The organism is Anaerosporomusa subterranea, from assembly GCF_001611555.1.
Taxonomy (GTDB): Bacteria; Bacillota; Negativicutes; order Sporomusales; family Acetonemataceae; genus Anaerosporomusa; species Anaerosporomusa subterranea.
In genome coordinates, this window is the sequence record NZ_LSGP01000025.1 from 380,685 (window position 1) to 390,709 (window position 10,025).

Below are 10,025 nucleotides of genomic sequence, written 5' to 3' on the forward strand. Positions count from 1 at the left end.
CCGCCCATTCGCTTATTCCCTGGCAGGTGTCAGTCCCAGCGCTTAGCCAGACGATACACCGTTTGATGAACCGGAACTGAAAAAAGCACGTTATAGAGTAGTGACGGCAAAATCTCACCAGACATCGCCGCACTCCAGCCGATGCGGTAGCCTAGAAATGTCATCAGCGCCAGCATCAGTGCACTGTTTAATAAACTGGCAACCAACATGGCTGCCATTGGCAAAAAAATATGTTCTTTAAAAACCTTTTGTTCCGCCAAGCCAGCCAAATAGCCAATAGCCATCTTGGATAAAGTATGAATACCAAAAATGTTGCCTGAAGCCAAATCTTGCAGCAAACCGGAGAAAAAGCCAATGCCTACAGCTTTTTCACGTCCACACAGCAGGCCGCAGGACACAGTGAAGATCAGCAGCAAATCAGGCTTAACCGCAGCTGATAATAGCTGCGGCAAAATCGTCGCCTGCAAGAGCAATAAAACGAGAACGCTCAGTACTAACACGCCTACCTGTTTCATCGTACCTGCCCCGTTGGAACAGGCTGCGCAGGTTGACCCGGTACCGGGCTAAGCTGTTCGCGCGAGCGGACAAGAACCTGAACCTCTTCTAGTCTATCAAAATCAGCAGCGGGCTTCAAGGTAGCATATTTTAACAGACCGCCTTCTGCGTTGACGACTTCTGTCACTTCGCCAATGAGTAGCCCTTTGGGATAAATACCTCCTAGACCAGAGGTAATAATTTTATCGCCTTTAATCACATCCGCGTCGCGGGCCAGATTCACCATACGCGGTGCCAGCGACGGGGCGTCTGCACCTTCAACAATACCGGCCACGCGCGATTCTGGTCGTTGTACTAAAGAGCCAACCGCGCTTTTTCCATCTGTCAGCAGCAATACTTTGGCAGAATGCGGAAATGCTTGAACAACATTGCCGATCAGGCCACGAGATGTTACCACCGGCATATCTTTATTAATACCGTCAGCTGAGCCGCGATCGATCATTACCGTGCTTGTCCATGATCCAGGATCGCGGGCAATCACAGAGGCAATCACAAAATCAAACTGGGGCATACTTTTCTTATAGTCAAGAGTTGCCTTTAGCCGCGTATTCTCTGCCAGCACTTCATTTAGTTGCAGTATCTGCTGACGCAGTTGCTCGTTTTCTACTTTCAACATTTGGTTATCTCGATAGGCGGTAGCAATGTCTCCGACGAAGCGGACAGACGAACGGATCTGGTAGCTCACTTTTGCCAAGGCACTCTCAAAAGGAGTAAGCACCACTGCCACCAATCTTTCTGCTACCGGAAACCGAAACTTACCTACACCGGCCGAGGCAGCCAGCAGAAATACGGTGAACACCGCAACCGCCAGCACCACCGACCGCTTTTGCAACATGCGCACCTGTTGTCTCCTCTCTCAGCCAGGTCTTCTGGCATTCTCTCTACCTTACGCAATTAGCTGCGACGCGACGACGAAATCAGGACTCGCTTCAGCAGTTCGATACTCTCGAGTGCCTTGCCTGTTCCATTGGCCACGCACTGTAACGCATCTTCTGATACATGAACCGGCATGCCGGTTTCTTGCGCTAAAAGGACGTCAAGGCCGTGTAACAACGAACCGCCACCAGTCATAACGATTCCCCGATCCATCACATCTGCCGACAATTCTGGGGGAGTCTTTTCCAGAGTAGCTTTGACCGCTTCGATAATTCCAAGCACGGGTTCACTCAGGGCGTGTTGAACCTCTTTAGCGCTGAGAGTAAGCGTTTTGGGCAGACCAGTGACCATGTCACGCCCGCGGACTTCAAACGTCTGATTCTCGGGCGGCGTTATTGCCGATCCCATAGTAATCTTAACTTGCTCAGCTGTGCGTTCACCAATCATCATGTTATAGCTACGCTTAACGTATTGGATAATTGCTTCATCAAGCTCATCGCCGCCAATACGGATCGATTTCGAGTTTACAATACCGCCGAGCGAGATAACCGCAACCTCGGTAGTACCGCCACCGATATCGACTACCATGTTGCCAGTAGGCTCATATACCGGTAAACCAGCACCAATGGCTGCAGCCATTGGTTCTTCAATTAAATATGCTTCTCTCGCGCCAGCCTGTACCGTTGCATCAATGACAGCCCGCTTTTCGACCTCAGTCACGCCAGAGGGTACACCAACAATGATGCGCGGCCGAATAAAGCTACGCTTACCAAGACATTTTTGAATAAAGTATTTCAACATCGACTGAGTCACATCAAAATCAGCGATGACTCCGTCTTTTAGCGGACGAATGGCAATAATATTGCCTGGCGTCCGTCCTAACATCTGTTTCGCCTCTTCGCCAACTGCCAAAACCTCACCAGTGTCACGTTGAATTGCGACAACAGAAGGCTCATTTAAGACGATTCCCCGTCCGCGGACAAAAACTAGTGTATTGGCGGTGCCCAGATCTATCCCCATATCGCGTGAAAACGATCCAAATAGATTCACTTAGAATCACGACTCCCTTCAATCCTACATACTCTCATATTATTCCCTTATCTTTCATGCTTACATACTTACCATCGCCAATAATTACGTGGTCTAGGACCGGTATCTCAAGCAGTTTTCCTGCTTCCATCAAACGACGGGTTACTTCGATGTCCTCGCGGCTGGGAGCAGGGTCACCGCTCGGATGGTTGTGCACCAAAATGACCGATGCGGCGGCATAATTTAATGCTTCCCTGAACAGCTCACGGGGATGAACAATCGAGGCGTTAAGGCTGCCAATTGAGATTTCTCGTTCATCAAGAACATGATTCTTGGTTGACAGCGGCAGTAGATAAAATTTTTCTCTCTGTTCATACCGCAATAGGGGCATCATATGGTCTCTGACGTCCTGTGAATTGCGAATAACCGGCCGCTCTTCACTCTTTTGGTCACGCAACCGCTTTCCCAATTCAAGCGCGGCAGCTATTGTCACCGCTTTGACCAATCCAATACCTTTCAGCTTGACCATCTCGCGGGGTGTAATCCGGCCCAAGCCGGCTAAGCCTTGATGATCAAACAGCAGGTGTTCGGCCAGCCTAACAGCCGACTCCTCGCGGCTGCCTACGCGCAGTAAAATCGCGACTAAGTCAGCGGTCGACAAGGTTTGAGCGCCGTGTTTTAATAAACGCTCACGCGGCCGGTCCTGTTCAGGCAATTCTTTAATGGTCAAAGGCTTCTGTGAATTCATAGCAGGCGAACACCCACTCTCAATAGCAATCGCGAAAGCGTCACTAACGGCAAGCCAACAACATTGGCATAACAGCCTTCAATTCGCTCAACCAGCAAAGCGCCCATGCCCTGAATCCCGTATGAGCCTGCCTTGTCCACCCATTCATCAGTCTCAATATACGAATCAATTTCTGCTTCAGTCAGATCGCGGAAAGTCACTAATGTTACAGCACAATCGCTGAAGACCTCACCGTCAGCGACAACTGTGACACCAGTGATGACTTGGTGTTGCTGCCCGGCTAACGAGTGAAGCATATCCCTTGCTTGTTCTTGATTGTTAGGCTTGCCAAATACCTCGCCTTTATAAACAACGATGGTGTCAGCCCCGATAACGACTGCCTGAGAATCAGCTGTTGCAGCGACTGAAGTTGCCTTATCAACCGCAAGAGACTTAGCCAATTCAGCCGGAGAAAGCCCTGGCTTCGCGGCCTCCATGACATCACTCGCTTGAACGGCGAAACACAGCCCAACCTGCTCTAACAGTTGGCGACGACGGGGCGACGCAGAGGCCAGAATCACATTCATGAGTCTCAACTCCCCATTTAGAAACGACGGTAAATGAAAATACCCAGTAGCATTCCTAGTATGCTCATGAGACTCGGCTGCAAAACCAGCCCGCCTACAATTTGCGCGATATAAAGATCTACTGTTAATGGTGGTACGTTGAGTAAAACATAATGTTTGGTTAGATATGGCGCAAGGTCAGCGAAAAAGGCCTGCTTCGCTAGAACCTCTCCCAATACTCCACCTAGAACGGCACCGATAATCAGAAACAGCACCAATAATAGCCAGCCTCTGCCTTTGCTTGCTCTCACAATAGATCCTCCTGAAAACCCTTAACGTGTTTCCTGTATATGATTCTACAAAAAAGCAAAAAAACCTTGCGCGCAGCAAGGTTTTTCTCAGCTACGAACCAGCAATATTTAACATTTCGATTACGATTGTTGGAATTGAAGCTCAAACCATTGCTTACCTGCTTTTTCGGTTTGTTTCCAACCCTCAGCAAGCAACTTCTTAACCAAGCCGTCAAATGCAGCCTTATACTTGCGGTTTTTTTCATTCGGCCCGTAAATTTCAAAGCCGGTTAACGTGAATTTATCAGACACCGCTATCGTAGCACCATCCTCGCCAACTGCTTCAAAGCGGCATATCTCTTTGCCAAAAAGGGACCACTTCTCGTCAACCTGACGAAACACCACATTGCAAACCAGTTTGTCAACGACTTTCGTCTGTTGTACAGCGCCGCACTGAAGACAAAAGTTTGCTTGTTCCGGTAAAATAGTCCCGCAATGTGCACAGTTCATAACCACATACCTCCTACCTCCGTATTTGTATTGCTGGTAGAATTAATCTATATCATAGCATGTCCCAAATCGTTTGAACAGACTAAAAGCAGTCTTACTAAAAGAACGCGCCCTAAGCCTTATAGCTCAGAGCGCATTAGCGAGTTAAATAGCGAATCCTATTTTTTCAATATCTTGAGAGCCACCTGTTCTTCTGTCAATCTTACTCTGTTAGGCATTTTCTCGTCCAACAGATTGAGAAGCTCGTCACTAGCCTTAAAAAAGATCCGGTGATTCTCCACTTTTCCACCTTTGCCTGGAGCCTCATACGCCATAGCCCAAACCAGTCGATTATCTAGCGCTGAGTTCAATCGATAGGTACGCCGAAATTTGACCACATGAACCAAACCAGTTTTGTATTTATAGATTCCATTAATGTCTTTATAGTCAACCTCATAAGTTTTGCTACCCAGAAGGCTCTTCTTAGTGATCCGAATGGTTTTTTTGCCGATCTCGCAGATGTATTTCGCCTGAGCCCGTTCAATCAGCACATAAATAAACATCAAATTAAAAAAGATTTCTATCGGTTGTTGAACGCCAACCACAACCCACTTATAGACGGAAAATGCAAAAAGTAGCCCAAAGGCCAAGATGGCGATACCAATAACAATACGATTTTTTTTATGCACTTGGGATGTTTCAATTAAGATTGCTGAATCCTTACTCATACTACCTCCAGGAAGTGAAGAGACGGACGCGCTAGGCGCGCCCATCTCTTTCCAGCTAAATTGCGTTTTTCGCTCTCAGTTCATCAACTTGTTCTTTTGATAGTCCTAGCAGTTCATGCAATAACTCTTCTGTGTGTTGTCCAAGTAATGGGGCCGGAGTATCGACAGAACCAGGTGTAGCCGAGAACTTGATCGGCACTCCAGGGACCTTCATATGACCAGCAACCGGATGCTCAAGCTCTACAATCATTTCACGAGCTTTGATCTGTGGGTCGTTTATGATTTTATCAACCGTATTGATCGGAGCGCATGGGACACCCGCCGCCTCCAATGCCTTCATCCATTGATCAATCGTCTTAACTTTGAAGACAGCATCAAGAATAACTTTTAGTTCATTTACATTCTGGGTACGTTTTAAGTTAGTGCTAAAGCGTTCATCTGTCAGCAGATCAGTACGTTCGATGAGATTGCAAAGTTTTTCCCACAGGCGATCATTGCCAGCGCCAACAATAATATGACCGTCTTTTGCCGTAAAGGCTGCAAACGGAGTGATTGACGGATGACGATTGCCGATCGGCTGAGGTACTTCGCCGCTAACCAAATAGCGGGAAATCGCATTTTCGAGCACCGCCACCTGACAATCGAGCATGCCAACATCAACCAGTTGGCCTTCACCGGTACGTTCACGATGGTAAAGAGCCATCAAAACGCCAATCGTAGTGAAAAGTCCAGCAATAATGTCACCGACTGATGCGCCGACCCGTGTCGGCTCGCCGCCTTCAGGACCGGTGACGCTCATGATGCCGCCCATTGCTTGTACAATGATATCATAGGCAGGTTTATGCACATATGGACCAGTCTGACCAAAACCGGAACAGGTTGCATAGATAATCTTCGGATTGATCTGTTTGAGTTCTTCATAGCCGAGTCCAAATTTCTCCATCGTTCCCGGACGATAGTTCTCGAGAACGACGTCAGCCTTTTTAACCATTTCCCTAAATAAATCTTTAGCAGCCTGCTCTTTCAGATTAAGAGTCATGGAACGTTTGTTACGATTCAGGCTCATGAAATACGCACTTTCTTTACCAACAAACGGACCGTAGGCGCGTGAATCGTCTCCTACCCTGGGCGGTTCAATTTTCACCATGGTGGCGCCATAATCCGCCATCATCATGCTCGCATACGGCCCAGCCAACACACGGCTCAGGTCAAGTACAACTACACCTTTTAATGGTTTCAATTCATAACCTCCTCAGTCTCTCGAATCGTGGAATATGTATAATATGCCCCTGCCGGGCAGGAACATATCACATTAATTATAGCATAATTATTCTAAATTACCTAGCATGTCTGGACACGAAATAGGATGAAGGCCGAAGCTAACGCTCCGGCCTTCATCAAAAAGTACGAATTACAGTCCCAGGATACCAAAGAAGACGTAGCAGATAACCGCGCCAACTACGGACATCGACAGACCCCAGATTAAGAGGTTGCGGAATAGCTTGGCTTTGTCTTCGTGGTCACCAGCGCAAGCGATACAAAGAGCGCCGAGAGTGGACAACGGCGAGGTGTCAACCAAGTGTGCACCGATGTTGATCGAGGAAATCAGAGCAACAGGGTTGCCGCCGCCGACTTCTTTGATCAAACCAGGAACCATCGGCAGGAACATCGGCATAACAACGCCGGAGGAGCTGGAGTAAGCGGAAATGACACCAGTGATCAAAGCCAGCCAAGCGTTAACAGTGGTCGGATTCGAAACCGCACCAATCATTTTAACGAAGGCATTCAGGCCGCCGGCTTTGTCCATAACTTCGATGAGAACGGTAACGCCGCAAACCATCATGATAACGCCCCATGGCATTACTTTAATGGCTTTCTTAGAGTCGCCAGAGCCAGTCAGCATCATCACACCTGCGAGAATAAATGCTACCGTGCCAACGTTAGAGAGCAGGTTAAGCAGGGTCTTGGGGAATACGCCTTTGAACATAGGCAGACCTGGCAGAACGATAGCGAGAATCAATATACCTACCAAAGATAGGGTCAGCCATTGGTGTTTGTCAAACGGTTCGGGTTGCGGAGCGAGTTCGTCAATGTTCAACGTTTCGCCGCGTTGTTTCTTAATCCAGGCCCAGCCGCCAAGTAGGAAGAAGCCGCCAATATTGGCAACACCTTGCGCTACAGTAGAATTGAAGTGAATTTTCCAGGCTAGACTGTTGAGCGAATCAGCAGCCATACCGAGTTGGGGAGCCATTTTGGCAATAATGCCGTTGGAGATAATACCGGTCGGAGCAAACGGAGAGAATGCAGCGCCGTTAGCAGCGCCGACAACGACCAGAGTCATCAGGAAGGCAGGCATACCGATGCGAGTGGCGATAGCCATGGCCACCGGAGCCATCAGAGCAGTACCGGCGATGTTGCCAGGTCCAATGGTGGTAACAAAAGTAGTCAATACAAAGACAACAAACGGAACAATCGCGGTATTGCCTTTACAAACACGAATGGAATAAGCAGTTAGTTTTTCCATCGTACCATTGGTTTGAGCCATACCGAAAAAGAACGTAACGCCGACAAGGATCATGAACAGACCAACCGGGAAGTAGGTCAAAACTTTAGCGCCAGTAGCCCCACCCCATATGCCGCCAACGATGATACCAAAAGCGACCGCCAGGAAACCTACGTGCAAATCTTCATTAATACAACTGATGATAACGACGATGAGCAATGCGACAATAGACATAATTGCAGCCATTGACAATTCCATACAACCGTTTCCTCCTCAATTACACTTTTTTAAGTCACTTCGGGTATTGGGTAACTTTTTGTTTTGACCCAACAGATTCGGCAGTTAGCTGTCAATAAATAAAAAATGAGTAGATAATGATTGCTAGATAGTACCTGCCTGCATACGTTGGTACACATCACCCCTTTCACATTTATATTTTACACAATTATATTAATTATGTAAATATAGATTCTTCTGATAATTAATTTGATTTTAACCCTCTTTCTTGTTATATGAGGGATCAATTCGCTAAAGAGTGGCTCAATTCCTCTTTTTTTACTGTTTTTTCTGTTTGTTGCTACTTATTTGAAGAGTATGACTTTTTTGAAGAAAAAGTCAGGGGGACAAATTTGCCCCCCTATTTGTTGCTTTTTCGCAGTAATCTTCTGTTTAGGCTAGAAACCTAACAGACCAAAGAATACATAGCACAACGCTCGTAGGACTAGATAAGGCGCCGATCATTTTAACCATTGCGTTCAGACCACCGGCCTGGTCCATAACATCGATCAATACAGACACGCCGCAAACCATCATGATAACGCCCCAAGGCATTACTTTAACAGCCGCTTTGCTGTCGCCGGAACCAGTGAGCATCAACACGCAGGAAAGCACAAAAGCGATCGAGCCAACGTTTGACAGCATGTTCAGAACAACTTTCGGGAACATTCCCTTCATCCCTGGCAGACCAGGTAGAACAACGAGAAGAATCAATATCCCTACCATAGCGAGAGTCAGCCATTGATGCTTGTTGAACGGTTCAGGCTGTGGCGCGATTTCATCAATATCGAGGGTGGCGCCACGCTGTTTTTGAATCCAAGCCCAGCCACCAAGCAGGAAGAAACCGCCGATATTGATAAGCCCTTGAACCATAGTAGAGTTGAAATGAATTTTTCACGCCAATCCGTTGAGTGAATCAGCGGCAATACCAAGCTGGGGAGCCATCTTGGCGATAATACCATTGGAAATAATACCAGTCGGAGCAAACGGAGAGAACGCAGCACCATTGGCAGCGCCAACAACAATCAGAGTCATGAGAAAAGCCGGCATGCCAACACGGGTGGCAATCGCCATCGCTACAGGCGCCATCAAAGCGCAACCAGCAATGTTGCCAGGTCCAATCGTGGTGACAAATGTTGTCAATAGATACACGATCAACGGAATCAGGGCGGTGTTGCCTTTACAAACACGAACAGAGTAAGCAGTCAGCTTCTCCATGGTGCCGTTAGTTTGAGCCATACCGAACAGGAACGTAACACCAATCAGAATCATGAACAAACTTAGCGGGAAGGAGGCCATTACTTTTGCCCCAGTCATTCCGCTGAAGGCCCCGCCTACGATGATAGCGAAACCAATACCCAAGAAGCCTACGTTAAGATCCTCGTTGACACAACTGATAATAACCACGATAGCTAGCGCTACCATTGAGGCTATTGCAGCAGTACTAATATCCATGAATTCTTCCCCCCTACATAATCTATAGTGCAGCTAATCTTCAATCCCTATAACTGACAGAGGAATCCGTCTGGAAAATTATTCATTTTTCACTGTGTATAGGCAGATATGCTAGCGCTAATAGTCTGTGTCTTTTTCTACAGTTTTATGAGAGTTAGTTCCAGGATTACCGGATTACCGGGGTACCGTAGTACCCCAGTAACATCAGAATTCCAAAGGGAGATTAATCTTCGTCTTCTTCGCCTTCTGCAGGAGCAGGAAACGCTTTATGCAGTGCCGTAGTGGCAATCATAAAAACAAAGATAACCAGAAACATGGTAGGGAGTGCGACTGCCATCATGGTTATCGCATTCATAGTAGCTTGTGACATTTTCAGCACACCTCCAAATTATTTCGATAATGCGGGAATTAGAGCCAGAACCAGACCGCCGGCAACAACTGATGCAACTTGGCCGGCTACGTTAACGCCGATGGCGTGCTGGATGATAAAGTTGGTTGGATCTTCTTTTAGAGCCATCTTAGCAATAACGC

General features: G+C 47.4%; 14 protein-coding genes. All 14 read right to left on the minus strand.

All coding sequences use genetic code 11. From position 1 onward, the window contains the following. Positions 1-29: 29 nt before the first annotated feature. Positions 30-515 (minus strand): rod shape-determining protein MreD, encoded by a 486-nt coding sequence (gene mreD, locus AXX12_RS16730; protein ID WP_066245177.1) that lies wholly within the window; start codon positions 513-515, stop codon positions 30-32. Beyond that, entirely contained in the window at positions 512-1,390 is an 879-nt protein-coding gene (mreC, locus tag AXX12_RS16735; RefSeq protein WP_231881937.1) for a rod shape-determining protein MreC, read from the minus strand. The genes mreD and mreC overlap by 4 nt, the downstream gene beginning before the upstream one ends. Positions 1,391-1,449: 59 nt before the next feature. Beyond that, a complete protein-coding gene (locus tag AXX12_RS16740) occupies positions 1,450-2,481 on the minus strand; it encodes a rod shape-determining protein (protein ID WP_074431391.1) in 1,032 nt (343 codons plus the stop codon). Between the two features lie 34 nt (positions 2,482-2,515). Beyond that, the gene (gene radC, locus AXX12_RS16745; protein ID WP_066245182.1) at positions 2,516-3,208 is read right to left on the minus strand and encodes a RadC family protein; all 693 of its coding nucleotides are present in this window, start codon (positions 3,206-3,208) and stop codon (positions 2,516-2,518) included. Then, positions 3,205-3,774: a Maf family protein gene (locus tag AXX12_RS16750; RefSeq protein ID WP_066245183.1), complete on the minus strand. Its 570-nt coding sequence runs from the start codon at positions 3,772-3,774 to the stop codon at positions 3,205-3,207. Before AXX12_RS16750 ends, radC begins: the two co-directional genes overlap by 4 nt. 17 nt (positions 3,775-3,791) lie before the next feature. After that, complete coding sequence (locus AXX12_RS16755) at positions 3,792-4,064, minus strand: DUF4321 domain-containing protein (protein WP_066245185.1); 273 nt, start codon at positions 4,062-4,064, stop codon at positions 3,792-3,794. Positions 4,065-4,184: 120 nt separating this feature from the next. Then, positions 4,185-4,553 (minus strand): zinc ribbon domain-containing protein, encoded by a 369-nt coding sequence (locus AXX12_RS16760; RefSeq protein WP_066245187.1) that lies wholly within the window; start codon positions 4,551-4,553, stop codon positions 4,185-4,187. Between the two features lie 158 nt (positions 4,554-4,711). Beyond that, on the minus strand, positions 4,712-5,260 hold the full coding sequence (locus AXX12_RS16765) for a hypothetical protein (RefSeq protein WP_066245189.1): 549 nt from the start codon (positions 5,258-5,260) through the stop codon (positions 4,712-4,714). A 55-nt stretch (positions 5,261-5,315) separates the two neighbouring features. Next, complete coding sequence (locus AXX12_RS16770) at positions 5,316-6,500, minus strand: CaiB/BaiF CoA transferase family protein (protein ID WP_066245191.1); 1,185 nt, start codon at positions 6,498-6,500, stop codon at positions 5,316-5,318. Between the two features lie 171 nt (positions 6,501-6,671). Next, positions 6,672-8,021, minus strand: coding sequence for an SLC13 family permease (locus tag AXX12_RS16775; protein WP_066245193.1), 1,350 nt, complete (start codon positions 8,019-8,021; stop codon positions 6,672-6,674). A gap of 411 nt (positions 8,022-8,432) precedes the next feature. Continuing rightward, a complete protein-coding gene (locus AXX12_RS19915; RefSeq protein WP_231881928.1) occupies positions 8,433-8,912 on the minus strand; it encodes an SLC13 family permease in 480 nt (159 codons plus the stop codon). Positions 8,913-8,933: 21 nt separating this feature from the next. Continuing rightward, positions 8,934-9,494: a transporter permease gene (locus tag AXX12_RS19920; protein ID WP_231881929.1), complete on the minus strand. Its 561-nt coding sequence runs from the start codon at positions 9,492-9,494 to the stop codon at positions 8,934-8,936. A gap of 223 nt (positions 9,495-9,717) precedes the next feature. Then, positions 9,718-9,864 carry a hypothetical protein gene (locus AXX12_RS19705; RefSeq protein WP_197470768.1) on the minus strand — a complete coding sequence of 49 codons (147 nt, stop codon included), beginning with the start codon at positions 9,862-9,864 and terminating at the stop codon, positions 9,718-9,720. 18 nt (positions 9,865-9,882) lie between these two features. After that, the coding region (locus AXX12_RS18935; RefSeq protein ID WP_197470593.1) for a sodium ion-translocating decarboxylase subunit beta at positions 9,883-10,025 on the minus strand (143 nt) is incomplete at its 5' end.

Excerpts from the sequence above, each read along its gene's own strand:
- AXX12_RS19915 (WP_231881928.1), bottom strand. The coding sequence starts at position 8,912 with ATGGTTCAAGGGCTTATCAATATCGGCGGTTTCTTCCTGCTTGGTGGC.
- radC (WP_066245182.1), bottom strand. The coding sequence starts at position 3,208 with ATGAATTCACAGAAGCCTTTGACCATTAAAGAATTGCCTGAACAGGAC.
- mreC (WP_231881937.1), bottom strand. The coding sequence starts at position 1,390 with ATGTTGCAAAAGCGGTCGGTGGTGCTGGCGGTTGCGGTGTTCACCGTA.
- AXX12_RS16760 (WP_066245187.1), bottom strand. The coding sequence starts at position 4,553 with ATGAACTGTGCACATTGCGGGACTATTTTACCGGAACAAGCAAACTTT.
- AXX12_RS16750 (WP_066245183.1), bottom strand. The coding sequence starts at position 3,774 with ATGAATGTGATTCTGGCCTCTGCGTCGCCCCGTCGTCGCCAACTGTTA.
- AXX12_RS19920 (WP_231881929.1), bottom strand. The coding sequence starts at position 9,494 with ATGGATATTAGTACTGCTGCAATAGCCTCAATGGTAGCGCTAGCTATC.
- AXX12_RS19705 (WP_197470768.1), bottom strand. The coding sequence starts at position 9,864 with ATGTCACAAGCTACTATGAATGCGATAACCATGATGGCAGTCGCACTC.
- mreD (WP_066245177.1), bottom strand. The coding sequence starts at position 515 with ATGAAACAGGTAGGCGTGTTAGTACTGAGCGTTCTCGTTTTATTGCTC.
- AXX12_RS16775 (WP_066245193.1), bottom strand. The coding sequence starts at position 8,021 with ATGGAATTGTCAATGGCTGCAATTATGTCTATTGTCGCATTGCTCATC.
- AXX12_RS16765 (WP_066245189.1), bottom strand. The coding sequence starts at position 5,260 with ATGAGTAAGGATTCAGCAATCTTAATTGAAACATCCCAAGTGCATAAA.